The sequence below is a fragment of the Mycobacterium sp. genome (genome assembly GCF_032162605.1).
Classification (GTDB): domain Bacteria; phylum Actinomycetota; class Actinomycetes; order Mycobacteriales; family Mycobacteriaceae; genus Mycobacterium.
In genome coordinates this window covers 1-26,688 of the sequence record NZ_JAVROT010000639.1, presented here as the reverse complement: position 1 = coordinate 26,688, position 26,688 = coordinate 1, and the positions used below count along the sequence as shown (strand labels likewise).

Annotated in this window: 22 protein-coding genes; 13 read left to right on the top strand and 9 right to left on the bottom strand. The window is 66.7% G+C overall.

Annotation, left to right across the window (positions count from 1 at the left end):
* Positions 1–1,208: replication-associated recombination protein A (locus tag QOI01_RS36415; RefSeq protein ID WP_526389151.1), on the bottom strand; the 1,208-nt coding region annotated here is incomplete at its 3' end.
* A gap of 41 nt (positions 1,209–1,249) precedes the next feature.
* Complete coding sequence (locus QOI01_RS36410) at positions 1,250–1,708, bottom strand: TM2 domain-containing protein (RefSeq protein ID WP_526389149.1); 459 nt, start codon at positions 1,706–1,708, stop codon at positions 1,250–1,252.
* Positions 1,709–1,817: 109 nt separating this feature from the next.
* On the opposite strand from QOI01_RS36410, the gene QOI01_RS36405 reads away from it, so the two are divergent.
* On the top strand, positions 1,818–2,390 hold the full coding sequence (locus QOI01_RS36405) for a hypothetical protein (protein ID WP_526389147.1): 573 nt from the start codon (positions 1,818–1,820) through the stop codon (positions 2,388–2,390).
* Between the two features lie 7 nt (positions 2,391–2,397).
* Here the strand turns inward: QOI01_RS36405 and QOI01_RS36400 are convergent, their stop codons facing one another.
* Positions 2,398–3,237 carry a DUF3097 family protein gene (locus tag QOI01_RS36400; protein ID WP_526389145.1) on the bottom strand — a complete coding sequence of 280 codons (840 nt, stop codon included), beginning with the start codon at positions 3,235–3,237 and terminating at the stop codon, positions 2,398–2,400.
* Between the two features lie 29 nt (positions 3,238–3,266).
* Positions 3,267–3,875 carry a TetR/AcrR family transcriptional regulator gene (locus tag QOI01_RS36395; RefSeq protein ID WP_526389143.1) on the bottom strand — a complete coding sequence of 203 codons (609 nt, stop codon included), beginning with the start codon at positions 3,873–3,875 and terminating at the stop codon, positions 3,267–3,269.
* A gap of 124 nt (positions 3,876–3,999) precedes the next feature.
* On the opposite strand from QOI01_RS36395, the gene QOI01_RS36390 reads away from it, so the two are divergent.
* The gene (locus tag QOI01_RS36390) at positions 4,000–4,287 is read left to right on the top strand and encodes a nuclear transport factor 2 family protein (RefSeq protein WP_526389141.1); all 288 of its coding nucleotides are present in this window, start codon (positions 4,000–4,002) and stop codon (positions 4,285–4,287) included.
* Entirely contained in the window at positions 4,284–4,574 is a 291-nt protein-coding gene (locus tag QOI01_RS36385; RefSeq protein ID WP_526389139.1) for a hypothetical protein, read from the top strand. The genes QOI01_RS36390 and QOI01_RS36385 overlap by 4 nt, the downstream gene beginning before the upstream one ends.
* Here QOI01_RS36385 and QOI01_RS36380 read toward each other — a convergent pair.
* The 4 genes from QOI01_RS36380 to QOI01_RS36365 are packed head-to-tail and all read right to left on the bottom strand — an operon-like array spanning position 4,571 to position 12,618.
* Positions 4,571–5,629, bottom strand: coding sequence for a zinc-binding metallopeptidase family protein (locus QOI01_RS36380; RefSeq protein WP_526389137.1), 1,059 nt, complete (start codon positions 5,627–5,629; stop codon positions 4,571–4,573). The genes QOI01_RS36385 and QOI01_RS36380 overlap by 4 nt on opposite strands.
* Positions 5,622–6,539 carry a transglutaminase-like domain-containing protein gene (locus tag QOI01_RS36375; RefSeq protein ID WP_526389157.1) on the bottom strand — a complete coding sequence of 306 codons (918 nt, stop codon included), beginning with the start codon at positions 6,537–6,539 and terminating at the stop codon, positions 5,622–5,624. Before QOI01_RS36375 ends, QOI01_RS36380 begins: the two co-directional genes overlap by 8 nt.
* Before the next feature lie 5 nt (positions 6,540–6,544).
* Positions 6,545–9,292, bottom strand: coding sequence for a circularly permuted type 2 ATP-grasp protein (locus QOI01_RS36370; protein WP_526389135.1), 2,748 nt, complete (start codon positions 9,290–9,292; stop codon positions 6,545–6,547).
* Positions 9,292–12,618 (bottom strand): transglutaminase family protein, encoded by a 3,327-nt coding sequence (locus tag QOI01_RS36365; RefSeq protein WP_526389133.1) that lies wholly within the window; start codon positions 12,616–12,618, stop codon positions 9,292–9,294. The genes QOI01_RS36370 and QOI01_RS36365 overlap by 1 nt, the downstream gene beginning before the upstream one ends.
* Positions 12,619–12,798: 180 nt before the next feature.
* Here QOI01_RS36365 and QOI01_RS36360 point away from each other — a divergent pair, with 180 nt between their 5' ends.
* The 8 genes from QOI01_RS36360 (at position 12,799) to QOI01_RS36325 (ending at position 20,980) form a co-directional block, all read left to right on the top strand.
* On the top strand, positions 12,799–13,605 hold the full coding sequence (locus QOI01_RS36360) for a DeoR/GlpR family DNA-binding transcription regulator (RefSeq protein ID WP_526389155.1): 807 nt from the start codon (positions 12,799–12,801) through the stop codon (positions 13,603–13,605).
* A 7-nt stretch (positions 13,606–13,612) separates the two neighbouring features.
* Entirely contained in the window at positions 13,613–15,103 is a 1,491-nt protein-coding gene (locus tag QOI01_RS36355; RefSeq protein ID WP_526389131.1) for an FGGY-family carbohydrate kinase, read from the top strand.
* Positions 15,104–15,130: 27 nt separating this feature from the next.
* Positions 15,131–16,465, top strand: coding sequence for an ABC transporter substrate-binding protein (locus QOI01_RS36350; RefSeq protein WP_526389129.1), 1,335 nt, complete (start codon positions 15,131–15,133; stop codon positions 16,463–16,465).
* A gap of 73 nt (positions 16,466–16,538) precedes the next feature.
* Entirely contained in the window at positions 16,539–17,390 is an 852-nt protein-coding gene (locus QOI01_RS36345; protein WP_526389153.1) for a carbohydrate ABC transporter permease, read from the top strand.
* Complete coding sequence (locus QOI01_RS36340; protein WP_526389127.1) at positions 17,387–18,214, top strand: carbohydrate ABC transporter permease; 828 nt, start codon at positions 17,387–17,389, stop codon at positions 18,212–18,214. The genes QOI01_RS36345 and QOI01_RS36340 overlap by 4 nt, the downstream gene beginning before the upstream one ends.
* 23 nt (positions 18,215–18,237) lie before the next feature.
* Complete coding sequence (locus QOI01_RS36335; RefSeq protein ID WP_526389125.1) at positions 18,238–19,341, top strand: ABC transporter ATP-binding protein; 1,104 nt, start codon at positions 18,238–18,240, stop codon at positions 19,339–19,341.
* Positions 19,338–20,111: an SDR family NAD(P)-dependent oxidoreductase gene (locus QOI01_RS36330; protein WP_526389123.1), complete on the top strand. Its 774-nt coding sequence runs from the start codon at positions 19,338–19,340 to the stop codon at positions 20,109–20,111. The genes QOI01_RS36335 and QOI01_RS36330 overlap by 4 nt, the downstream gene beginning before the upstream one ends.
* A gap of 47 nt (positions 20,112–20,158) precedes the next feature.
* Positions 20,159–20,980: a BtpA/SgcQ family protein gene (locus tag QOI01_RS36325; RefSeq protein ID WP_526389121.1), complete on the top strand. Its 822-nt coding sequence runs from the start codon at positions 20,159–20,161 to the stop codon at positions 20,978–20,980.
* Here the strand turns inward: QOI01_RS36325 and QOI01_RS36320 are convergent.
* Positions 20,940–21,437 carry a winged helix-turn-helix transcriptional regulator gene (locus tag QOI01_RS36320; protein ID WP_526389119.1) on the bottom strand — a complete coding sequence of 166 codons (498 nt, stop codon included), beginning with the start codon at positions 21,435–21,437 and terminating at the stop codon, positions 20,940–20,942. The genes QOI01_RS36325 and QOI01_RS36320 overlap by 41 nt on opposite strands.
* A 94-nt stretch (positions 21,438–21,531) precedes the next feature.
* Between QOI01_RS36320 and QOI01_RS36315 the strand changes: the two genes are divergently transcribed.
* Positions 21,532–22,728: a thiolase family protein gene (locus tag QOI01_RS36315; RefSeq protein ID WP_526389117.1), complete on the top strand. Its 1,197-nt coding sequence runs from the start codon at positions 21,532–21,534 to the stop codon at positions 22,726–22,728.
* Positions 22,729–23,219: 491 nt separating this feature from the next.
* The gene (locus QOI01_RS36310) at positions 23,220–26,393 is read left to right on the top strand and encodes an ATP-binding protein (RefSeq protein ID WP_526389115.1); all 3,174 of its coding nucleotides are present in this window, start codon (positions 23,220–23,222) and stop codon (positions 26,391–26,393) included.
* The last annotated feature ends 295 nt before the right edge of the window (positions 26,394–26,688 follow it).

Below are 26,688 nucleotides of genomic sequence, written 5' to 3'. Positions count from 1 at the left end.
GGCACATTGCCGTCCGGGTCATCGTGGGGATACGTGTAGCCCTGCGCGTTGCCCAGCGCGGCGGCCCCGGAATAGTGACCGTCACGCAGGTGTGGAGGCACCAGCCCCGCCTTGCCAGCCTTGATGTCCCCCATCGCCGCCCCCAGCGCCATCGTCACCGCGTTGGACTTCGGCGCCGTGGCCAGGTGCACCGTGGCGTGGGCGAGTGTCAGCTGCGCCTCCGGCATCCCGATCAGCTGCACGGTCTGCGCGGCCGCGACGGCCGTCGGCAGCGCCGTCGGGTCGGCCATCCCGATGTCTTCGCTCGCCAGGATCGTCAGACGCCGCGCGATGAAGCGGGGGTCCTCCCCCGCGGTCAGCATCCGCGCCAGGTAGTGCAGCGCGGCGTCGACGTCGGAACCGCGCACGGACTTGATGAAGGCGCTGACGACGTCGTAGTGCTGATCGCCGTCCCGGTCGTAGCGGACGGCGGCCTTGTCCAGCGACTGTTCGATGATCTCCACCGTCACGTGATCGCCTGCCTCGGCCGAGACCTCAAGGGCGGTCAGCGCGCGGCGCGCGTCCCCCGCAGCCAGTTGCACTAGCAGCTCGATGGCGTCTGCGTCGACCGTGACCGACCCGCGGAGGCCACGCGGATCGGCGACGGCCCGCTCGACCACCGCACGCACCGCGTCAGCGCCGAGCGGCTGCAACTGCAGGATCAGCGAGCGCGAGAGCAGAGGTGCGACGACCGAGAACGACGGGTTCTCGGTGGTTGCGGCGACGAGCAGCACGATGCGATTCTCGACGGCGGCGAGCAGCGCATCCTGCTGAGTCTTGGAGAACCGGTGCACCTCGTCGATGAACAGCACCGTCTGTTGACCACGAATGAGCGCGACGCGTGCCCCTTCCAAGACCGCCCGCACGTCCTTGACGCCCGCCGACAGCGCGGAGAGTGCTTCGAACCGGCGGCCCGTCGCTTGCGAAATCAGGGACGCGAGAGTCGTCTTGCCGGTTCCCGGCGGGCCGTAGAGGATCACCGACGCCGCACCCGAACCGTCGACCAGACGCCGCAGGGGCGATCCGTCGCGCAGCAGGTGGTCCTGGCCGACGACCTCGTCGAGGCCGGCGGGCCGCATGCGTACGGCCAGTGGAGCCGACGGGCCGCCACCGGGAATGCCGTCACCACGGCCCGGTTCTCCAGGCACGTCGAAGAGACCATCGGCCACGGGACAGGCTTACCACGACGCGGCGACGCCGCCGAACACAGTCAGTCGCGCAGCGTGCGTCCGTCCGAATCCGGCACCTTGCCCACCAGGATCAGGATCGCGTCGACCAGTGGCCAAATTCCGCAGGTCAGCCACGACAGCAGCAGCATCGCCACCCCAAGGCCGGTATAGCCGAGGTAGAAGCGGCCGATGCCGAAGGTTCCCAGGAAGAGCTGCAACAGCCCTGCGACGAGTTTGCTCTTGTCCGACAATGACCGTCCGTACGCGTCGACGCCGAACTGGCCGCCCTGATACGGCGGGACGTACCCACCCGGGTACGGCGGCGGTGCTCCGTAGGGGCCGGGTGGCGGCGGGGGCGGGGCGCCATACGAGCCGACGGGTGGTGGCAACGACGGATGCGAACCGTAGGGCGACGACGGATGCGAACCGTAGGGCGACGACGGATCCGAACCGTAGGGCGACGACGGGTCCGAACCGTACGGCGGCGGAGGCACTGACATGCCACGAAATGATGTCCCATTCGCGTGCCTGCGTCCACTATTGAACCGCACCTGAACCGCACCATCGTGAATTCTGAAGAAAGTGCGCTCATGCGAGACGATGGATGGCGTGCTGATCAACCGGGCCACGGCCGACGGAATCGCCACCGGCGTCATCACGCTGGTACTGCGGAGCTGGGATGCACCGCGCGCGAAAGTAGGAGGCACGCAACGGACTTCGGCGGGCACGATCCGCATCGACGACGTCACGGAACTACGTCGTCCCGTGACCGCCGCTCAGGCCGAGGCCGCCGGCTACCCCGACGCCGCGACCGCCCGCGCCGAGCTGGACCGCAGGCCGGCACGGCACGTCTACGCGATCGCGGTGTCCTACGTCGGGCCCGACGAGCGCCCGGAACTCGCCGCCGACGCTGCGCTTAGCCCGGCGGACCGCTCCGCCATCGCGCAGCAACTCGACCGGTGGGACGCCGCGAGTTCGACGGGTCCGTGGACGCGGAAGTACCTTCGGCTGATCGCGGGCCACCAGGCCGTGCGGGCACCCGATCTCGCGGCCGGGTTGGGCATGGAGACCGCGCCGTTCAAGCGCAGGGTCCGCCAGTTGAAGGGTCTCGGGCTGACCATCAGCCTGGACGTGGGCTATCGAATCTCGCCGCGCGGCAAGGCGTTCCTCGAGTCGCCGTAGTCGTTCATCACTGGGGCGTCGTGACGAAGTCGATCAACTCCTCGACGCGGCCGATGAGCTCGGGCTCCAGGTCGTTCCAGTCCCGCACCGTGCCGCGGATCCGGCGCCAAGCGGCGGCGATGTCTGCCTGGTTTGCGTGTGGCCACCCCAGCGCGTCGCAGATGCCGTGCTTCCACTCGACGGTGCGCGGAATCACCGGCCACCGGGTCAGCCCCAGGCGGGCGGGCTTCACCGCTTGCCAGACGTCGACGTAGGGGTGGCCGACGACCAGCGTGTGCTCCCCGCCTGGACCCCGCCTGACGTCGGCGGCGATGCGAGCCTCCTTCGACCCGGTGACCAGATGGTCGACGAGGACGCCGAGCCGTCTGCCAGGGCCGGGCTCGAAGTCCCGCACGATGGCCGCGAGATCGTCGACGCCGCCGAGGTACTCGACGACGACGCCTTCGACGCGGAGGTCGGCGCCCCACACCTGTTCCACGAGTTCGGCGTCGTGGCGCCCCTCGACGTAGATGCGGCTGGCCAGGGCCGTCCTCGCTCGCGCACCGGTGACCGCGACCGATCCCGACGCCGTCCGCGCCGGGCCGCCCGCAGGCTTTCGCTTCGGCGGGGTCAGGATCACGGGCTTGCCGTCGACCAGGTACCCCGGGCCGACCGGAAACGGACGTCGGTGGCCGTCGAAGTCCTCGAGTTCCATGCGTCCGTACTCGACGCGCACGATCGCGCCGACGTACCCGGTCTGCACGTCCTCGACGACGAGGCCGGTCTCGGCTGCCATCTCGACCGACCGCACCTTTCTGGAGGCGTGGGGGTCTCGGGCGAGGATGTCGGAGCCGTATCGATCGTTCACGCGGGCGAGCCTAGGAACGTTCGGCGCGGTTACTCGGTCGGCGCGCCGAATCCGTGACCGATCAGTGACCGGCACGCCAACCGAATGTCCGCGACCGCCTGGGACGCGTCGAGCTCGCCTCCCACCCCGCACGTCAAGACGCCGAACGTGACCTGCTCCACGAGGCGCGCCACCCGAAGCTGGTCGCCCGTCGGGTTCGCCACCCCTGCCCTTGCGAGGATCAGGTCGCGAACGTTGTGATCCCCGGTGACGCCGGAGCGGGCCCGCAGGGCCTGGGTGGACGTGATCATTGCGTGGGCGAGATGCCCGTGCCGCAACACGTTCCGGCACGCCCCGGCCATCAGGTCACCGATCGCCTCGGCCGGGTCGGTTGATTCGCCTGCGGGCCCGGCCCGCGTGCCGAGCTCTGCGACTTGGGAGTTGAGCACGGCGGCGAACACGTGGTACTTCGACGGGTAGTAGCGGTAGAGGGTGCGGAGGGCGACCCCGGCTTTGGCGGCGATCTCCTGCGCGGCGATGCGGTCGAGCTCGCGGGACCGTCCCAGGCGGGCAGCGGCCGCCAGGATCGCGGTGCGACGGGCTTGCTGGTCATCCGTCGCCGGCAGCGCGGGAGCACGTTGCTCACCGATTCGCGCCATGTCGCCAGTATCGGCTCGTCGGGCGGGTACGCAGCAGGTGTACCGGTGAGCGGGACTGGGCTGCCGATCAGCGAATCGCTGCGCGAGGATCTCGTCGTGGTCGATTCAGCCAGGTACGGGCGCGATGGTCCGTTCGGACGCACATCAGGGGTTGATCGGACGCGGTTGCTGTCACTTCCTCGGCCCTGCCGTCGTCACGGTCGACGGGGACGAAGCCGTGGCCGTGTGCGAGTCGGTTCTCCTCGTCAAGAGCGCCAAGGGTTTCGCCGTCTACCGCGCAGGCGCCAACCACTTCCGGCTGCACCGTAGAGGCGGTCGCTGGCAGATCGTGCATCGCACCACTCGCGCGCTCGACGGGGGTACCGACGCCAGGAGGCTGCCGGCGTCCGGCGTCACGGGACAAGCGCTGTGAGCTTCCTACTCGACGTGCGGGTCGCTCTGGTGACGGGCAGCGGCGCAGGCGTCGGTGGGGGGCGAACACGAGACCGACGACCAGCACCCGACCTCGACGCCAACCTTCGCGTCGGTATCCGAGGGGCACTTCACGTCCTTCGTGAACTCGCGGGACTGCTCGGGGCGCCGAAACGGCTGTCCGCCGCCAAGGCCACCGAAGTTTCTGGCTGGCAGGCGCGTTCCGCCGCGGACACCATGGCGACCACCGCCGAGAGCCTGCTCGAAGGGCAGTCGATCAACCGCTAGGTACCGGCGGCCGCAGCGAGTTTGACCGGATCAGAGGTCACCTCGTCGATCACGGTGTGGATGAACCGCATCTTCTCCAGCACCTTCGCGGGCAGGACGAACGGGTAGAGATCGTCATGACCCATCGACCGGTTGACCATGTTGAGCGCCCACGCCAGGGGTAGCCACATCTCGATGATGGAGTCGAAGCCGCTGGGCCCCAGGTTCCTTCGCTCGAACGTGGCCGATGCAGGCGCAAAGCTGAACGCCGCGGCGGTGTCCAGGGTGTCTCGAATGTGCAGATAGTGCGCAAAGGTCTCCGCCCAGTCCTCTGCGGGATGCATCGTCGCGTAGGACGACACGTAGTTCATCTCCCAGCCCGGGGGCGCGCCCTCGCTGTAGTGCCGATCCAGGGCCGCCTGGTAGTCGGCCTCGGCGTCACCGAACAGTTCTCGCGCCTGCTGCTGGTAACGCCGAGCGGCGCCGACGAGCCGGTAGTGGTAGTAATGGCCGATCTCGTGCCGGAAGTGCCCAAGCAGAGTGCGGTACGGCTCCGACATCGCGATGCGCAACTGCTCGCGGTGAACGTCGTCACCCTCGGCGAGGTCGAGGGTGATCACACCGTCCTGGTGGCCGGTGAAGACCTTCTCGAACTCACTGGACAACAGGTCGAACGCCAGGCCGTAGTTCGGGTCCTCGTCGCGTCCGACGATCGGCAACTTCAGGTCGACCAACTCGACGATGAGGCGCCTCTTGGCCCGCTCCGCGGTCGCGAAGGCCCCCATGGCCGGTTTGTCGGCATCGTTCGGCCGGGTGCGGGTCAACGCGCACGACGTGCACAATCTGCGCACCGGCGCCACTCTGACGAGCCAATTGCACTGGCCCGCATGCAGGTTCGCGCACAACTGGTATTCGCTGGCGTCAACGGCGCCCCCGTGTTCGCTCTCGGCTCCAGAGGCGATCACCAGAAAGGCCATGTCATCGAGCGAGAAACCCAGCTTGCTCCCACACGACAGGCACACCGAGTTCTCGAAGGCCAGGTGTTGACCACAGTTGGGACAGATGAAGTCACGCATGAAGAATTCCTCCGTCGTAGGGCGCCACGTCGACGGACACGTCGATCTTGCTGCTCTCCGAGTCCGTGTAGATGATGCCGCGCAATGGTGGCACGTCGGCGTAGTCACGACCGAAACCCACCACCACGTACCGCTCGTCGACCATCTGGTCATTGGTGGGATCGAACCCCAACCATTGACTGTGCGGTGTCCACACCGAGGCCCAGGCGTGCGTCGCGTCGACCCCGACCATGCGTTCCCTTCCAGGCGGTGGGTTCGTCGCGAGATACCCTGAGACGTAGCTGGCGGCGAGACCGTTGGCGCGCAGGCAGGCGATCGCCAGCCGGGCGAAATCCTGACATACCCCCTCACCGGCGGCCAAAACTTCGCCGACCTGGGTGGACACCGTCGTCGAGCCGGACCGGTAAGTGAAGTCGTGGTTGATCCTGGTGTTCAAGTCCCGCAGCACGTCGATCAGCGGCCGTTCCGGCTGGAAACTGGGCGCGGCATAGTCGCGGACGGCGGCGGTGATCTCGGGCTGCTGAAGATCGAGGGTGAACTCAACGGCAAGGGCACCATCCGTACCGACGGGGCGCGAGATCTCCCACGGCGCGAGCGCCGATCCGCTGGCGTACAGACCGGCAGGTGGCGGGTCGACCTCGACGATGGAATGGCTGGTGATGGTCAGCGCACGATGGCGCTCGGTGACGTGGAAGTACGAGCTGACGTTTCCGTAGCCGTCCCGGCTCGTCGAACTGTCGGCGGCCTCGGGTTCGATCACCAACTCGTGGGTCAGGCACCGCTGCCTCGTCGAGTCCCGCGGGGTGAGGAACCCCCGACCGTAGGAACTGGTGACGTCGTCGGAGTAGTTGTACATCGTCCGGTGCGTGACTTCGTAGGATCTGCTGCCGACCACGGGGATCGGGCCCATGTCGGTCACGGGACGACCCTGCGTTCGTCCGGACCCCACAACGGCTGCATCCCACCGGGCAGGGACAGGTGGGCCGCGGTGATCACGCGGGACAGCTCGCGCAGATCGGCGTGGATGCTGTTCAGCAGACCGTCCAACTCGGCCCGCGTGCCGTCGGTGACTTCCTCGAGGTCGGCGGGATCCAGCCTGCGCAGGCGCGCGCCGACCTCCTCGATGAGTCGCTCGGGGCGAGTGGATCCGGACGACGAGGGAAGCGCCTTGAGATTCACGCGCAACCGCTCGAACTGATACGCCAATGACCGTGGGTTCTCCTCATCGAACAGCACCAAGTCCGCCACCGCGGCGACGCTCACCATGCCGAGGGTGCGCCTGCGGTAGATCACCGATGACTCACACGCCACGAGTGTCGACTCCGTGATCGTCTGCTCGGCACCAGGGTTACGGACCTGCACGAGCGTCGCGCGCATCAACGCCGTCAACCAGACACCCCGCTCGATGCGCTTGCCGATGTCCATCAGCCTCCATGCGACGTCGTGCACCATCGACTCCGAGGCCACCCCGGACAGCGCCAGCATCCCCGCGAGGGTCTGACTGTGCGCGGCGGCGAGGTAGCCCTCGCCCTCGGTGTGCGAATCGGGCGGCGCCCCAGACGGACGCATCACCGCGCGGTCCACCGCGGCAAGCACCATCCAGGTGTCGTTCGACATCTGGTCGCGCACCGCGCGGGCGGCCAGCCCGAGGCGCTCCACGGACTGCGCCAAGGAGCCCGAACGGTGGCGGTCGGCGGTGAGTGACCACAGTGTGGTCGGCGCGATCGCGATCATCTCGGCGTCGTCGCCGGCGGCTCCGGTGTCGGTGCCGGTGATGCGCCCCAGCGCGGCCAACAGCACCGGGACGCACTCACTTCCCGCCATGTCCTGGCGGTAGCGGTATTCGTGATAGCGGTCCCGCGTGACGTTGAGCAATCTCGCCATGCTCTCCGCGCGCTCGGAATAACGACCGAGCCAGAACAGGTCGGACAACACGCGCGGCGAGCTGACCGCGCGTGTCGGGCTGGGCGTTATCGCGGGCGGTTCCACCGGGGGGACGGGCGTGCGCTCCGCCGTCACTCGGGTGGGCGTGCGTACCCAAATATCCTTGGCTGCAACGGTGTTCATCCGGTAGGCGGCATTGCCGGGGGCCAGCAGGTAGCCGAGCCCGCCGGTCATCGGTGCGTACCCGCCGCGCTGAGCGACGGTGAACAGACGCATCCCCGTACTGCCGGGCGACAGGCCGTTCGGTGCGTGATCAGTCGGCGCCGAGGAGAACTGCGGTAGCTCCTGACCGACCCAGTGCCACGGCACGGCGCCGATGCGCGCCGCCAACTCGTCGCGTTCCTTACTCGAGAGTGCCGGGCCGACGATCGGCTCACCGCCGGTGACCGGCCGGATCAGTAGCGATGACAGGTGGCTCAGCAGATGTGACCGTTCGACGTCGATCCCACCCCAGTACATCGGGGCCGTGTTCAACTGCGGCGCCTCCCCGAGCAGAAGCTCGGCGAGTTCGGGCAGAAAGCGCTGCAGCCCAGGACTTTCCAGGATCCCGCTACCCAAGGTATTGACGACGGTGACGGCGCCGCGGCGCAACACCTCGACGAGGCCGACGACGCCGAGACGCGAGTTCGCGCGGAGGTCGAGCGGATCGGCGTAAGCCGCGTCGACCCGGCGGAGCACGACGTCGACCCGTTTGAGGGTGCCGAGCGAGCGCATCCACACCTTGCCGTCGCGCACCACCAGGTCGGCACTCTCCACCAGCGGAAAACCCAGCACGCTGGCCAGGTAGGCCTGGTCGAATGCCGTCTCGGAGTGGATGCCTGGACTGAGGACGACGACGACGGGTTCCTCCGCCGATTCGGGTGCCGCATCGATCAGAGCCAGCCGCAAGGCCTGCGCCCATGGCGACGCGGGTCGCGGGCTGATCCGCTCGTAGAGGTCCGGAAAGGCGTGCGCGACCACCCGCCGGTCGGCAAGCGCATACCCCGCTCCCGACGGCGCCTGCGTCCAGTCCGCGTTGACCAGGAACTCCCCCGACCCGTCGCGGCTGACGTCGCACCCGTGCATGAACAGCTGATGGCGGCCGGGCACCTCGATGCCGCGCGCCGCGCGAATGTAACCGGGGTGGGTGAACACCAACTGCGGCGGAAGCACACCGCTGGTGATCGACCGGCGCGCCCCGTACAGGTCGGTCAGCACCGCGTCCAGGAATCGGGAGCGCTGCACCAGACCGGATTCCAGGGCGTCCCAGTCGGCCGAGGAGATCAGCAGCGGCAGCGCGTCAAGGTGCCATGGGCCGGGCACCTGAGTGCCGTCTCCGTTGGTGACCGCGTCACCGTTGGATCCATCCCCCGAGTCGCTGCGCTCCTGCCCACCGGATCCATCCCCCGAGTCGCTGCGCTCCTGCCCACCGGGATGCTCGACCTGGACGAACGTGATGCCGTCATTGTCGACCAGACTGCGGACCACCGAGCGCAGTCGCTCGAGCCCGAAACGCCCGCGCTCATTGACGCATTCGGCCAGCTCCCGCCAGGCCGGACGCACGTTGCCTGCTGGGTCGATGAACTCGTCGTACCCGTCTGCCGCCCCGCCGCGTACGTCGAAGAGCGATTTCTGCGCGCGGGCGGCGCGGTACTGAGCCAACAGGTCGTCGGCACCGGGGATGTTGCCGCCGCTGACGGCGGGAATGGGCTCCGGTGGGCCACTGGTGCGAAGAACCATCAGCGCAGAACGGTACGCACCCGGCGCAGGTCCACGATGCCCGGCGCGCCCACGTCCGTGGACTGACGGGCCTGCTTCTCCCGAATGTCGGACATGTCGACCTGACCGGGGGTGAATCCGGTTGCCTCGAAGCGCCGTCCTCGCCGCGACTCCGCCTCCACCGCGTTGACGGGCGGGTTGTCGTACGCGCGTCCGCCGGGATGCGAGACGTGATAAGTGCACCCGCCCCGCGACGTGCCGGTAGCGGTATCGATGAGTTCGAACCGAAGTGGACTGTCGACAGTGATGGTCGGGTGCAGCGCGCTCGGTGGCTGCCACGCGCGGTAGCGGACCCCGCCGACCTGCACGTCCGAGTTGCTGGTGGCCAGCAGCGGGATCGGGTAGCAGTTCGCGGTGACGATGTAGCGGTGCCGGTCGGCTCCGATGAGCCGGACCTGGAGGCGCTCCACCGAGGAGTCGACGTAGCGGGCCGTGCCGCCGGCCGTGGATTCCTCGCCGAGCACGTTCCACGGTTCGATGGCGCCACGAAGTTCGAGCTCGACTCCGTCGAAGACCGCGGTGCCGACCCGTGGGAAGCGGAACTCGGTGAACGGGTCGAGCCAGCTGGTGTCGAATTCGATGCCGTGCGCCCGAAGATCGGCGGCTACGTCGGCGATGTCTTGAATGATGAAGTGCGGCAGCAGATATCGGCCGTGCAGATTGGCTCCGTGCCGAATCAGCGGGGCGTGCAGCGGCTCATCCCAGAACCAGGCCACCAGTGACCGCACCAACAGCGACTGCACCATCGCCATCTGGAAGTGTGGCGGCATCTCGAAGCCGCGCATCTCCAGCAGACCCAGCCGGCCACGTGCGCTGTCCGGGCTGTAGAGCTTGTCGATGCAGAACTCGGCGCGGTGCGTGTTGCCGGTGATGTCGGTCAGCAGATGGCGCAGCGCACGGTCGGTGACCCATGGCTTCGCCGTGGTGGAACCCTTGCCAGAACCCCTTGTCAATCGGTCGATTTCGGCGAAGGCAATCTCGAGTTCGTACAACGACTCGGAGCGGCCCTCATCGGCGCGCGGCGCCTGCGAGGTGGTGCCGATGAAGCGGCCCGAGAACAGGTACGACAGCGACGGGTGCCGCTGCCAGTACGTCAGCATCGACACCAACAAGTCAGGCCTGCGCAGCATCGGCGAATCGGCGGGGGTGATACCGCCGAGCGTGATGTGGTTGCCGCCGCCGGTACCGCCGTGAGTGCCGTCGAAGTCGAAGGACTCCGTGGACAACCGGGCGAGCCTGGCTTGCTCGTAAAGGGTTTCGAGCTGTTCGCGCTGCTCGGCGAAGCTTGCCGTTGGCGCGACGTTGACCTCGATGACACCGGGGTCGGGGGTCACCGACATGGACGTCAAGCGGGCATCGGGCGGTGGGCCGTAACCCTCCACCACCAAGGGGAGTCGAGACTCGCTCGCAGCCGCCTCGAGGCGCGTGACGATGTCCACGAAGTGCTCGAGCTCCTCGGTGGGCGGCAGGAAGACGTAGAGGATGCCATCGCGGATCTCCGCGACCATCGCGGTGATGGGGGCGCCTTCAGCCTCCTCGACCTCGGCGTCGTCGGGTTCGGCGCCACCGGCGAGGGCTCCGCGGTCGGCGAGGGGGTCCGCGCTGTGCGACGGGGGCGGGGGCTCCCAGCTGATCGCGTCGAGTGGCAGGCGCAGACCGGCCGGTGAATCCCCTTCCAGCAGGACGATTCGGCCACGGCGCAGCTGCCAGTCAGCACTGGCCCAGCCGGTGTCGTCGTCGCGTCGGTGCAGCGGCAGCACGTAGGCGGCGGGTTCGGTGACGGACGCCTCGAGCCGGGCCAACAGCCGGAGCCGCGCATCGTCGGAGTCGCTCTCCAGGTCATCGTCGACGGAGACGGGGTAGCCCGCGGGCTGGCGAACGGAGCCGGCCAGGCGACTGAGCGGGTCCTCGTAGGCGGCGCGCACCTGCGGGGCGGGAAGGCCGAGACCGGCGGCGATGGCGCCGAGCACCCGTTGGCCGGCATCGGGCGGCACGGAAACGCGCGGCTCGTCGCTCCACGGGTCCGCCAACAGGGTTTCGTCCGTCCAGAGCGGCTGGCCGTCGGTGCGCCAGAAGAGTCCGATCTGCCAGCGCGGCAACAGTTCTCCGGGATACCACTTGCCCTGGCTTCGCTGAACCAGGCCCTGGGGCGCCCACAACGCCTTGAACCGAGCGGCCAGCACCGACGCGCGCTCACGCTTGTGCGGCCCGTCCGCATCGGTCGTCCACTCGGGGTCGACCTGGTTGTCGATCGACACGAACGTCGGCTCGCCGCCCATCGTCAGGCGGACGTCGCCCGCCTCCAGTCGCGCATCGACCCGTGCACCGAGCGCGCATATCGAATCCCACGCTGCACCGGTGTATGGCAGCGTGACCCGGGGGTCCTCGTGCACACGCGTCACCACGTTGGAGAAGTCCAGCGTCGTCTCGCACGGCTCGGTGGCGCCGGTGATGGGCGCCGCGGACGCCGGGTGCGGCGTCGCCGACAGCGGGATGTGACCCTCCCCCGCGAACAACGCCGAGGTGGGATCCAGACCGATCCAACCCGCACCGGGGATGTACACCTCGGTCCACGCGTGCAGGTCGGTGAAGTCGGCAACGGGTCCAGAGGGGCCGTCCAGCGCCTTGACGTCGGACGTCAGTTGTACGAGGTAACCCGACACGAAGCGGGCGGCGAGACCCAGCTCGCGCAGCACCGACACCAGCAGCCACGCCGAGTCGCGGCACGAACCGATCGCCGTGCGCAACGTGTGGTCCGGCGTCTGCACGCCGGGCTCCATGCGCACGCTGTAGCCGACGTCCGCATTGATCGCGCCGTTGAGGGCGACCAGGAAGTCGATGGTGCGGGTGCCGGGCCGAACCGTGAAGTTCTTGACCCAGTCCCTCGTGAGATCACCGGGCCCCGACCCCTCGTCGTCCTCGTCAACAGGCCGCAGATAGGGCTTGAGGTCTTCCAAGAGCGCTCTCGGGTATTGGAACGGCCAGGTCTCGGCGAAGTCCTCGATGAAGAAGTCGAACGGGTTGATGACCTTGAGATCGGCGATCAGACCGACCGTGATGGTGAGGTTGCGCGTCCTACTCGGAAACACCAACCGGGCCAGGAAGTTGCCGAACGCGTCCTGCTGCCAGTTGACGAAGTGATCGGCAGGCTCGACCTGCAGGGAGTAAGCCTCGATCGGGGTGCGCGAGTGTGGCGCCGGACGCAGACGGACGACGTGTGGAAAGACCTCTACCAGCCGGTCGAACGTGTAACTGGTGCGATGCTCCAGCGCCACCTTGATACCCATAGGGGTTGATCCCACCACACCCTGCGAACGGGTGCACCGCCGAAGGGGGTGATGTATCTGGCGCGAAATGTGGGCACTGCACATCGACCTGTTGTAAATTCACATCCGTCGCGCGGAATGTGCGATGACCTCCAGCAAGATTGGGTCCTAGTCTGTGAATTTTCAACATAATTGGTGCTTTTGAGCGTGGATGCCAAGACCCGCAGGGATCGCATCGAAGAGCGCGTCCGCGTCGAGCGCGAAGTCGGCTACGCCGACCTCGCCGTCGAGTTCGACGTGTCCGAGATGACGATCCGACGAGACATGGAAGCCCTGGAGACAGTGGGTGTGGTCCGGCGCGTGGTCGGCGGCGCCATCGCGCTGAAGGGCAAGGACAACGAACCCTCGTTCGCGACCAGGGTGGCGGTCGCCGCGGACGAGAAGCGGCACATCGCGGACGCGGTCGCCGATCTGATCGGACCCGGCGAAACCCTGATCCTCGACTCGGGCAGCACCGCACTGGCCGTCGCGCAGTCGCTGCGAGGGCGCCAGCTCGGTCTGACCGTCCTGACCCCGAGCGTGCTGGTCGCGTTGGAGTTGATCGACGAGGCGGACACCACCGTCGTGCTCACCGGCGGAGAGTTGCGCCCAGGCGAGCTGAGCCTGATCGGTCCTGCCGCCGAGGACACCCTTGCCAACTACAACTGCGACACGTTCGTCATGGGCGTTGCGGGGATCGACGGCAATCGCGGAATCTCGGACTACCACCAGGCCGACAGCAGGGTGAAGCGCGCGGCGAGCAAGCGCGCCGACCGGGTGATCGTGGCCGCCGACCAGAGCAAGCTTGGCCGCGTCACGTTCACGAGCATCGCCGCGCTCTCGGAGATCCACGTCATCATCACCGACGGCGCACCCGAGCACCCGACACTGGTCGCCGCGCGACAAGCGGGGGTCGACGTGATCTGCGTCGCCGGTCGCGCGGAGACCGCGTCGGGGTCGACGGGGTGAAGTCACTGTGAGCGCACACACCATCGGGGTCGACATCGGGACGACCGGCACCAAGACCGTGCTGTTCGACATCGTCAGCGGCATCGTCGCCCAGGCGTCGCGTGAAACCACGCTGCACTCACCGGCGCCGGGCTTCGCCGAAGCCGACACGGGTCAGTGGCACGCCAACGTCATCGACTCCATCAGGGAGGTGTTGAGCACCAGCGGGATCCGCAGCGATGCCGTGCAGGCAGTTGCGGTCTCCGGCATGGTTCCCGCCGTCGTACCGCTGGACCACCACCGAAATCCGCTGCGCCACGCCATTCTCCAGAACGACGCCAGAGCGCACCTCGAGGTCTCGGAACTGGCGCTGGCGCTGGACGGCGTCGACCTCGTCACGATGACCGGTTCGGCCTTGACCCAGCAGTCGGTCGCACCGACCACCGCATGGTTGCGTCACCACGAACCGGACGTATACGGCCGGACCGCGCACTACGTCGGCTCCTATGACTGGGTGCTGGCCTCGCTCGGCAGCGACGTTCACGTTGAGCAGAACTGGGCGCTGGAGTCGGGCTTGTTCACCATCGACGGTGACATCGCCGACGTCGTCGTCGCTGCAGCGGGCCTGGATGCGAGCACGCTTCCGCCGGTCCATCGACCCGGCACCAAGGTTGGTGAACTGAGCACGGCGGCCGCCGATGCGTCCGGACTCAATGCGGGCACCGCGCTCATCGTCGGGGGTGCCGATCACGTGCTCTCGGCCTTCGCCGCGGGGGTGAACGCACCGGGCGACGCGCTGGTGAAACTCGGTGGTGCAGGCGATATCCTGGTCGCCAGTGACACCAGAGTGGTCGACGAGCGGCTCTATCTCGACGCGCATCCGGTCCCCGGTCACTGGTTGCCCAACGGCTGCATGGCCACCAGCGGCAGCCTGATTCGTTGGTTCCAGGCGCTGATCGGCGGCCAGGACATCGCAGAACTCGGCGCACTCGACGACGAGGCGTCGCGGGCCACGCCTGCAGAGGTGCTGTGCCTGCCCTACTTCCTCGGTGAGAAGAGCCCCATCCACGATCCCGATCTCCGCGGTGTGTTCGCCGGGATGCACCTGGGCCACACCCGCGCCGACCTCTACCGATCGGTGCTCGAGGCCATCGCCTTCGGATTCCGGCACCACGTCGACGTCTTCACCGACATCGGGATCCGGCCGAACCGCGTGATGATCACCAACGGCGGATCGAAGTCGACCCTCTGGAAGCAAATCCACGCCGACGTCCTCGGTATCGAGATGCGGCCCGTCCGTGGCCATCCCGGAGCCTCGCTTGGTGCCGCGGTGATCGCCGCGATCGGAGTTGGCGCGCTCGACGGCTGGTCCGATGCCGCCCGATTCGTCGCCCTCGATCCGCCGGTCGTCCCCGATCCGACACGACGAGCGGTGTACGACGACGCCTATCGGAACTGGCGCGACCTCGGTGCAGCGGTGGCGCCGATATCCCATGCCATGGCAAGACGTGACACGTGACCGACAAGTGAAAGGAACAGTGCCGCAATGAAGTTGACGCAAACCATGCAAGAAACGACACCCCGGCGGAGGCGGCCGTTCGTCGCGTCTCCGGTGATGGCATTGCTGGCCGTGCTCGCACTGTTGATCAGCGCCTGCGCAGGCAGCGGCGGTCCCGCGCAGACCGAGGCGACCGGTACCGGCGCGGTCTCCAAGGACGTGTCGGGAACGGTCCGGATTCTGATGGAGAACGTTCCCGACACCGACATCGTCAAGTCCATGGTGCCCGAGTTCAACAAGGACTATCCGAACGTCAAGGTCGACATCGAGACGCTGACCTACGACCAGATGCGCGACAAGCTGGTGTCCTCCTTCCAGTCACCGTCGGCGACCTATGACCTGATCATCGTGGACAACCCGTGGATGGTGGACTTCGCGAACGCAAAGTTCCTGCAGCCGCTTGACTCCCGCATCGACAGCACCCCCGGCTACGACGCGGCGGACTTCTTCCCGTCGCTGACCCAGATCACGACGGTCGACAACGTTCGCTACGGCGTGCCCTTCTACAACTATGCGCTCGGATACCTCTACAACACAGACGATCTCGCTCAAGCCAAGCTAGAGGTGCCCATGACTCTCGACCAGTTGGTCAGCACGTCGAAGGCCCTCAAGTCCGGTGACCGCGCAGGCATCGCGATGCAACCGCAGCGCGGCTACAAGATCTTCGAGGAGTGGGGTAACTGGCTGTTCGCCGCGGGCGGCTCGATCTACGACGAGAGCGGCAAGCCCACACTGAACACCCCGCAGGCCAAGCAGGCCCTGAACGCCTACATCGACACCTACCACACCGCCGCACCCCCCAACAGTCTGAACTGGGCGTTCGACGAGGCGTTCCGGTCGGTCTCCAGTGGACAGGCCGCCTCGATGATCAGCTACAACTGGAATCTGCCCGCACTCAACGCACCGGGGTCGGGGCCATCGGCAGGCAAGTACAAGCTGGCGCCCATCCCAGGCGGCAAGCAGGTGCTGGGCTCGTGGAGCTGGGCGATCCCAGCCAATTCCGGTGCCGCCGATGCGGCATGGGCGTTCGCATCGTGGTTGACCTCCAAGGCGCACGACGTGCAGCGCACCGAGAAGGGTGGCGCCGCAATCCGGCAGAGCACGCTGAAGGATCCGGCGGTCCTGGGCGGTCCGCTCGGCGCCGACTACTACAAGACGGTGGAGCAGCTGCTGGCCAATGCCGCGCCATTGAGCCAGGGATCCAGCGGCGAGGAGATGATCCAAGCCGTCGGAACCGAGCTCAACGAGGCGGTGGCAGGCACCAAGAGCGTCGACGACGCGCTCGCGGCGGCACAGGCCGCCGCCGAGAAGATCCAAGGCTAGTCCTCCCCTCCCCCCTGAAAAGAGGACTAGCCCTCATGGAACCGACCACCCCACGAAAGGAGCGATGACCACCGTGAAATTCCAACACGGCATGGTCACCCCCCTCGTCGCTCTGTTCGTCGGGGTGGTCGGTTTCCCCCTCGGCTATGCGTTCTACCTGAGCGTCACCGACTACAAGTTGACCAGCCGCGGCACGCCCGGTCTGGTCGGGGCAGACAACTACGTCGCCACGTTGGGCGACGGCGCCTTCTGGCAGGCGTTCGGCACCACCGCCACGTACGTGGGCGTCGCGGTGGCGTTGGAACTGCTGATCGGCTTGGCGCTCGCGCTTGCCCTCCAGAAGCAGCGCTGGGCAAGCGATCTCACGCGTTCCATGCTCCTGGCACCGATGTTCATCACGCCGATCGCGGTCGGCCTGATCTTTCGCTTCCTGCTCAACGACCAGATCGGCGCGATCCCTCGTCTGTTGCAGGCCGTCGGCGTCGACTACGACTTCTTCGGCCCCGACCGCGCCCTGTTCACGCTGGCGTTCATCGACGTGTGGCAGTGGACGCCCTTCATGGTGCTCCTGTTGCTCGCCGGGCTGGAGTCCATCCCCAAGGAACCGCTTGAGGCCGCCAGGGTCGACGGCGCCGGTGGCTGGTACGTATTCCGCCGGGTGACGCTGCCGTTGCTGGCACCGGTGCTGGTGGTCGCGATCCTCTTGCGCGCGCTCGACGCCATGAAGGTCTTCGAGTACGTCTTCGCCACCACCAGGGGTGGTCCGGGAACCGAGACGCAGACTCTGCAGTACTTCGTGTACCAGACCGGCATTCAGTTCTTTCGGCTCGGCTCGGCGTCCTCGATGGCGTTCGTCGTGCTGCTCGTGGTGCTGACGATCATCGTGGTGACGTTCCGCCGGATGGAGAAGGCCAAGCAGTCATGAGGAACTCGCCGGCCAAGTCACTGACATTGACCATCTGCCGGGTAGCGCTGCTCTGGGCCGCGGGCATTTCGGTGCTCTTCCCCGTGGTGTGGATCGCGTTGGCGAGCTTGAAGAACCCCGAACAGCTCAGCAATCCGTTCCTACTGTGGTTCGCGCCGACGTTGGATGCCTGGCGCGGCGTCCTGGCGTCGGGAATCCTCGGCGCGGCGGGCCGCAGTGCGGTCGTGGCGCTCACCACCGTGGTCATCAGCGTGGTGATCGGCAGCATGGGCGCCTACGCCATCGCCCGCTACCGTGCCGGCGGCACCGCCACCCGATTCGGAATGCTTGCCGCCCAGGTGCTTCCGCCGGCAGTCCTGGTGTTCCCGTTCCTCACGATGGCGTATGCCCTGCGGCTCAACGACACCCTCATCCCGGTGATCTTCGCTCATCTGAGTTTTGTTCTGCCGGTGGTGACCTGGTTCCTCATCGGCTTCTTCGAGGCCGTCCCCCGTTCCCTCGAGGAACAGGCTCAGGTCGACGGTTTCACCCGGTTCCAGGCCTTTCGACTGGTCGTGCTCCCGCAGGTGCTGCCCGGCATGGGCGCGGCCGCCATCTTCGGGTTCACCCTGTCCTGGAACGACCTCTTCTACGGTCTGATCCTGGCGCCCGGCAAGGCGGCCATCCTCCCGGTGGCCATCGCAGGGTTCAACACGTTCCGCGGCGTACAGATCGGCTCGATGAGTGCCGCCATCCTGATCGCCGTCGTCCCCGTCGTCATCGCGAGCTTCTTCATCCAGCGCAAGCTGGTGCAGGGCATCAGCGGTGGCGCGGTGAAGTTCTGACAAAGGTTGGTGGCTGACTCTTCATGGCAATCGTCCGATTCTCCGGCGTGAACAAGGACTACGGGTCCACCCCCGTCGTCACCGACCTGAACCTCGAGCTGCCCGACGGGTCGTTCACCGTGCTCGTCGGCCCCTCCGGCTGCGGTAAGTCGACCTCGTTGCGGATGCTCGCGGGCCTCGAGTCCGTCACCTCGGGCGCCATCACCATCGGCGACCGCGACGTCACCGCGCTGCAGCCGCGGGACCGCGACGTGGCCATGGTGTTCCAGAACTACGCGCTCTACCCGCATCTCACCGTCAGGGAGAACATCGCGTTCCCGTTGCGGGCCGCCAAGGCGCCACGATCCGATGCCCTCAAGCGCGCGGACGAGGTGGCCGAGTCCCTTGGCCTGAGCAAGCTCTTGAGCCGCAAGCCCAAGGATCTCAGCGGCGGACAACAGCAGCGGGTCGCCATCGGCAGGGCGATCATCCGGAAGCCCTCGGTGTTCCTCTTCGACGAACCGCTGAGCAATCTCGACGCGAAGCTGCGCGTCGAGACCCGCACCGAGCTGCTGCAGATTCAGCGCAGGCTCGGCATCACCTGTCTGTACGTGACTCACGACCAGGAAGAGGCGATGACACTGTCGGACCGCATGGTGGTGATGCGCGACGGGCGCGCCGCGCAGGTCGGCACCCCGCTCGAGGTATACAACGCACCGGTCGACACCTTCGTCGCGGCCTTCGTCGGCAGCCCGAAGATGAATCTGATCACCGGCGAGCTTGCCGGTGAGACCCTTACCCTGCCAAGCGGATTCACAGTGACCGTCCCGCAGGTGAATGCCCGCGGCACCGCCACGCTCGGCATCCGCCCCGACGATCTTGTGCCCACCGCCGTGGAGGACGCCGCGGCGGCCCGAGTGAAGCTCGTCGAGCTGCTGGGGCCGCGGGCGATCGTCACCATCGATGCGCGCGGGATGGAACTGACCAGCGTCGTCGAGGCATCGCGGCTGTCCGGCATCACCGAAGGCGCGGCCGTTGCGCTTTCTGCGCGGGCCGGCGCAGTCCACGTATTCGACCCACTGGGCCAACGCGTCGTTGGGCCCGACCAAGGGAACACCAAGATGGATGGGAACGAGCTTCACACATGATCAAGACAGTGGTAGTTACCGGCGCGGGCTCCGGCATCGGACGGGCCATCGCGATCACCCTGGCCGAGCGCGGGTGGCGGGTCATCGTGACCGACGTCGACGGTGAGGCAGCGCGTGCCGTCGCCGAGGCGCTGCCGTCCGATGCCGAACGGGGGCACGAATCCGCGGAGCTCAACGTCAGTTCGCCGACCGACGCGGCAACTGTCGCATTCGACGTCACCGACCGACTGGGCCTCGACGCCTGGGTGAGCAATGCGGGCATCTCATTCATGCACTCCTTCCTCGACGTATCGATCGAGCGCTACGACCAGACCATGGACGTCAACCTCAAGGGCGTCTTCGTGTGCGGGCAGGCCGCGGCGCGCGCCATGGTGCGCAGCGGCACGATGGGCGCCATCGTCAACACCGCATCGATGGCGGGCAAGCAGGGCCGGGTGCCGTTCCTCTCGGACTACGTCGCATCCAAGTTCGGCGTGGTCGGCCTCACCCAGGCGATGGCCTACGAACTCGGCGAGCACGGCATCACCGTCAACTGCGTATGTCCCGGCTACGTTGAAACCCCCATGCAGTCAAGGGAACTCGTGTGGGAGGCAGAGCTGCGTGGCACCACCACCGACGGCGTGCGCGCGATGATGATCGACGACACCCCGCTGCGACGACTCGAACGACCCGAGGACGTGGCACGTTCGGTCGCGTTCCTGCTGTCGGAGGACGCCCGCTTCATCACCGGCGAGGCACTCGCCGTCAATGGCGGCGCATACATGGATTAGCGCGTGTGAACGCCCCTCGAGACGACATCACTGAGAAAGGCAACAACGTGACCACCACCTGGCTGGACAAGGTCTTCAACGTAAGAAAGCCCGTCATCGCCATGCTTCACCTCGCAGCGCTCCCGGGTGATCCCGGATACGACAGCGCAGGCGGCATCGCTGCGGTCGTCGAGCGGGCGCGCGAGGAACTCGACGAACTTCAGGCCGGCGGCGTCGACGGCGTGATGATCTCCAACGAGTTCAGCTTGCCGTATCTGACGAAGACCGAACCCATCACCGCCATCACGATGGCCAGGATCATCGGTGAGCTCCTCCCCCATCTCGAGGTCCCCTATGGGGTGAACGTGCTCTGGGACGGTCGGGCTTCGATCGACCTCGCGGTCGCAACCGGTGCGCAGTTCGTCAGGGAGATCTTCACCGGGGTGTACGCCAGCGACTTCGGTCTGTGGAACACCAACGTCGGCGAGGTGGCACGTCACCGTGCCCGCGTCGGCGGTGCGGACGTGAAGTTGTTCTTCAACATCGTGCCGGAGTCGGCGACGTACCTAGCCGCCCGCGATCTCGAATCCATCACCCGCACGACGGTTTTCGCCACGCTGCCCGATGCCATCTGCGTGTCGGGGGCGACCGCCGGATCGCCGACCGATGCGGAGGCCCTGCGGGTGGTCAAGTCGGCCGCAGGGGCCGTTCCCGTGTTCGTCAACACCGGCGTACGGGCCGAGAACGTCGCCGACCAGCTCGGCATCGCCGACGGCGCGATCGTGGGCACCTACTTCAAGGAGGGCGGCGTGTTCGAGAACCGGGCCGTGCGTTCGCGCGTCGAGGAGCTCATGGGGCAGGCGAAGAAGTTCCGGGAGCAGCTGGCCTGATCAGCTTCACCGCCAGCTCGTCGAGCGACACCTCGTGGCCCTCGGCGCACCGGATTTCGACGGTCGCTTCGGCACCGCAGTCAAGATGCGACAGCCGAAGCCGCGTGTCGTCGAGGTGCCTTCTGCCCCATTCGAACATCGCCCACACCACCGGCATGAACTCCGTTCCAGCATCGGCGAGCACGTACTCGTCGCGGCTGCGCTTCCCGGGTTCCCGATAGGGCTGCTTGGTCAGCAGGCCCGCTTCGACCAGTTCGGACAGCCTGGCCGACGTGGCGGCCTTGGTGATGCCGACGCGGCGAGCGAAGTCGTCGAACCGCGTCGTGCCGTAATAGGCCTCGCGCATGATCAGCATCGCCGACTTGGTGCCCACCACGGCCATCGTCTTCTCGATCGGGCAGTGCCCCACAGCGGACCAGCTGTCACGGTCGGCGAGCGGCCCTTGCAGGACTGTCATGTAAATCACTCCATGGCTGGGTTGTTGTTACTAGACCTAGGTGTTACATCTAAGTATAGAGAGCAGTACTCAGCGACGAGTTCAGGAGGACAAAATGGCTGCCTTGAAGGCCGAGTATTCGGATCGCGACGCCGTCATCGTCGGAGCCGTGCGCACCCCCGTCGGCAAGGGCAAGGCGAACGGAGCGCTGCACGACGTGCTGGCTGCCGATCTTCTGGCCCACAGCCTGCGCGAGATCGTCGAACGCACCGGCATCGATCCCGGCCAGGTCGACGACGTCATCGCAGGTGCGGTCACGCAGGTCGGCGACCAGTCCGTGAACATTGCGCGCAACGCGCTGCTGGGAGCCGGCTTCCCGGAGAGCGTCCCCGGCACGACTGTCGACCGGCAGTGCGGAAGTAGCCAGCAGGCAATCAGTTTCGCGGCCCAGGGCGTCCTCGCCGGGTCCTATGACATCGTGATCGCCTCGGGTGTGGAATCGATGTCGCGCGTGCCCATGGGCAGTTCGGTGCTGCCCGGCAGCGACCCGTTCGGCAAGGCGTTCGCCGAGCGTTACTCCGAGGGTCTCGTGCCGCAGGGCATCAGCGCCGAGCTGATCGCCGCGAAGTGGGGTCTGTCGCGCGCCGAACTCGACGAGTTTTCCGCGAACAGCCACGAGAAGGCGGCGCGGGCGACCAAGGACGGGCTGTTCGACAACGAACTGGCTCCGATCGCCGGCCTGTCGACCGACGAGATCATCCGCCCCGGCACCACCGTGGACACCCTGGCCGGCCTGCGGCCCGCGTTCTTCAACGAGGCCTACTCGGCGCGCTTCCCCCAGATCAACTGGGAGATCACGCCGGGCAACTCGTCGCCACTGTCCGACGGCAGCGCTGCGGTGATGATCACCAGCGGCGCAGCGGCCCGCAAGCTGGGTCTACGGCCGCTGGCCCGAATCCACACCATGACCGTGGTCGGTTCCGATCCGCTCTACATGCTGACGGGTGTCATTCCGGCGACGGAGAAGGTGCTGGCCCGCGCGGGCCTCACACTGGCCGACATCGACCTGTTCGAGGTCAACGAGGCGTTCGCGCCGGTCGTCCTGGCATGGGCTCGGGACACCGGTGCCGACTTGGCCAAGACGAACGTCAACGGTGGCGCCATCGCGATTGGGCATCCCCTCGGCGCCAGCGGTGCCCGCATCATGACGACCATGGTCAATGCGCTGGAACAGCGTGACGGACGCTTCGCGCTGCAGACGATGTGTGAGGGCGGCGGCATGGCCAACGCCACCATCATCGAAGCGCTCTAAACTTCGCACCCATGGCGTTGGCCAATCCGAAGCAGCATTACGGGCACTGTCCACACCATGGGTCGTCGTCGTCAGATGAAGGTCGCCAGGCGGTCATCGACACCCGCGTATGGCGTGAGCAGGCCGGTGGACGGTCTACTCGGATAACTCACTTGGTGCCTCACGGCACTCCGACCCCGGTGGAAGAAGCTGAAGCAGAAGCTCCGCGTGGGTGACGTGCTGGTGGTCGGGAGGCCTCGCGGACGCAGCGTGATTTAGGAACTCGTGTTCGCGAGTGTTCCTCCATTGGAGACCATCGTTTCACCGATGGACGGCCATGGTCGAAATGAGACGGGCCGCATCCAGCGCCGTCCAGAGTCTCGAAATGGACGACATTCGAGAGTCTCAGAACTTCGTACTGAATCTGCGGCACGCCGACGGCCCTCGTGAAAGTGTTCAACCGCATATCCTAAACCTTGGAAACGTCGGGAGCCGGGATTGGCGGGGGTCGGGTGACGGCCATAGCAGCGTGCCGGACGTGTGGCACCGAGCCTCTAGAGAATGCCCGGTTTTGTCACGGCTGTGGCTCACCAATCCAAGAAGCCGGTATCCGGGCGGAGTACAAGCAGGTCACTGTCATGTTCGCCGATGTGGTGCATTCGATGAACATCGCCTCGGCCGTCGGTGCGGAGCGGCTTCGCGAGATCATGGCCGACCTCGCCGACCGCTGTGCCGCAGTGGTACAGCGTTACGGCGGCACGGTGGACAAGTTCACCGGCGACGGCATCATGGCCGTGTTTGGCGCGCCAGCGGCGTTGGAGGACCACGCCGTCCGCGCTTGTCTTGCGGCCCTCGGCGTTCAGGAGGAGGCGAAGCGGCTTGCCGTCGAAATCCTAGAGCGCGACGGTGTGGATCTGCAGTTGCGCGTCGGACTCAACTCCGGTCAAGTGATAGCCGGTGAAATCGGTTCAGGGCCTTTCGGTTACACCGCGATCGGACACCAGGTCGGCATGGCGCAGCGGATGGAATCGGTGGCGCCGTCGGGCGGGGTGATGCTCAGCACGTCGACAGCGCGACTCATTGAGGGCGCGGCGAGCCTGGGCGAGGCTGAGCTGGTTCAGATCAAGGGTTCCGACGTACCGGTGCCCGCCCATCTGCTACTGGGGGTGTCGGAGCGGGATCGCCGTGTCCCAGGTGCTGAGTCGGCGCTGGTGGGTCGGCGGTGGGAGATGGCCGTCGTGGAGGCCATACTGCGACGCGCTGTTGAGGGTCATGGCTCGGTGGTCACGGTGGTGGGGTCCCCGGGGATCGGCAAGAGCCGCCTGGTGCGCGAGGTCGCTGGGATCGCTGCGGGGCGGGGGGTCGAGGTGTTCGCCGCCTACTGCGAATCGCATACCAGCGGCATCCCGTTCCAGGTGGTGGCTCGACTGCTGCGCGCGGCGACCGGTGTGGGCGGGATGGACGAGGTGGTGGCTCGTGAGCGGGTGCGGGCTCAAGCTCCCGATGCCGACCCTGAGGACGTGCTGCTGTTCGAGGACCTGCTTGGCATCGCCGATCCCGATGTCGTTCTGGCCAAGATTGATCCGGATGCGCGGCGGCGGCGGTTGACCGTGTTCGTGAACGCCGCGTCGTTGGCCCGAAAACGCCCGGCACTCTACGTGATCGAGGACGCCCATTGGATCGATGAGGTCAGCGAGTCGATGCTGGCCGAGTTCCTCACGGTGATCCTGCAGACGGCCTCGCTGGTACTTGTCACCTACCGTCCCGAATATCGGGGTGTGTTGAGCCGCGTGGCCGGTGCCAAAACCATAGCCCTTGCGCCACTGAGTGATCCGGAGACGGCAGCACTGGTCTCGCAGCTGCTCGGGCCGGATCCCTCAGTCGGCGCGTTGGCCTCCGTGATCGCCGAGCGGGCCGCCGGTAATCCGTTCTTCGCCGAGGAGATGGTACGGGATTTGGCCGAGCGAGCTGTGTTGCGCGGCAACCGCAGCGCCTACGACTCCACGGTCGACGCTGCCGAGGTCACCGTGCCCGCCACTGTGCAGGCTACCCTCGCCGCCCGCGTCGACCGGCTGAACCCTAAAGCGAAACGCACCCTGAACGCTGCGGCGGTCATCGGCGCGAAGTTCAGCCGGGACCTACTGGAATCGCTGGGGATTGATCCTGTCCTGAAGGACCTGGTGGGGGGCGAGCTGATCGATCAGATCAGGTTTACCCGACAGCCCGAGTACGTGTTCCACCATCCGCTGATCCGCATGGTGGCCTACGAATCACAACTCAAGTCCGATCGTGCCGAGTTGCATAGACGGCTGGCTGCCGCGATTGAGGCCCGCAACCCAGCCTCGGCTGATGAAAATGCTGCGCTGATCGCCGAACATCTGGCGGCTGCCGGTGATCTGCACGCCGCCTACGGCTGGCAGATGCGTGCCGCAAAGTGGGCGACCAACCGCGACATCGCCGCAGCGCGATTGAGTTGGGAGCGTGCCCGAACCATCGCCGACGCATTGCCCGCCGATGACTCGGGCCGGGCAGCCATGCGCATCGCCCCGCGCACCATGTTGTGCGGGACCGGCTGGCGAGTCCACGCCAACGTTGCCGGTGACCGCTTTGATGAATTGAGGGAGTTGTGCAGCGCCGCCGGGGACAAGGCGTCACTGGGCATCGCGACCGCAGGGTTGGTGGTTGGCTACGCGCATCAGGACCGGGAGCGCGAGGCGTCGGAGCTGGCATCGGAAGCCTGGGCCCTCGCCGAGTCGGTCGGAGATGCGACCTTGACGGTGGGGCTGTCGTTCCCGGTGATCTACGGCAAGATCGAGAGCGCCGAGTGGTGTGACGTGTTGCGATGGTCACAGACCGTTATCGACCTGGCCGACGGTGACTCATCGAAAGGCAACTTCCTTGTCGGGTCTCCGTTAGCGCTCGCCTTCGCGGCGCGGGGTATGGCTCGTTACTTCCTGGGTCGTCTCGGATGGCCAGAAGACCTGAGGCACGGCCTGGCTATGGCCCGCCGCGCTGACCCCGCGTCCTGCGCCGGGGTTGTCAGCTATGTCTACTTGCTGGGGATACCGTTTGGCGTGCTGAGGCCAGATGATCGTGCGCTGCACGAGATCGAGGATGCTCTACGGATCGCCGAGCGATCCAGTGATGACGTCGTGGTGGGCTTCACCCTGGCGACGCTGGGCGTTGCGCTGGTGCACCGCGGCACCATCGTGGAGCGTGATCGCGGACAGCAGCTGTTGGCCGAGGTCGGCAAAGTGTTCCTAAACCAAGGACACAACCTATGCGATTTGCCGATCGTCGAGGTCTTCTCGGCACGCGAGACTGGGAGGCAGGGAGATCACGATGCCGCCATACCGGTGATACGCGCCGCCGCCGACCATCTGTTCCGCCAGGGACATCTGCTGTTGTGGGGCGTTCCAGCGACGGGTGTCCTGGTGGAGACACTGCTCGATCGCGGGGCCGACGGTGACGTGGCCGAAGCAGAGGCCGCGATTGACCGGTTGGCGGTCGCGCCAGCCGATGAGGGCCTGGTGATGCGCGACATCTGGTTGTCGCGGCTGCGGGCGCTGCTGGCCCAGGCTCGGGGTGATGCCGCCGCTTACACGCACTTCCGTGATGACTACCGCGACATAGCGAAAACGCTTGGCTACGAGGGACACACGAATTGGGCCGAGGCGATGCCCTAATGCGGGGCATCCAGGGATGGTCACCCACGTCTTCTTGAAATGGACTACATGTGAGACATCTTGGAAGCTGGCTCCAGAGTGCTCATTACCCCCTGGTGACCCTGTCTTAGATGTTTGTTCTAGAAATTGCGGTCTCGCCTGGAGCGTTGAAGTAGTTGTGAGACATGACAACGAGGTTGTCCCGGGTCTCGTAGAAGTTGAGGTGGCGGTCCCCCGCTCGAGACCTGCCGTGTGGTAGGTGTCGGGCGTTCCGCCAAGAACTCCTACAGCAAGGGGACCACCATGAAGAAGAGTA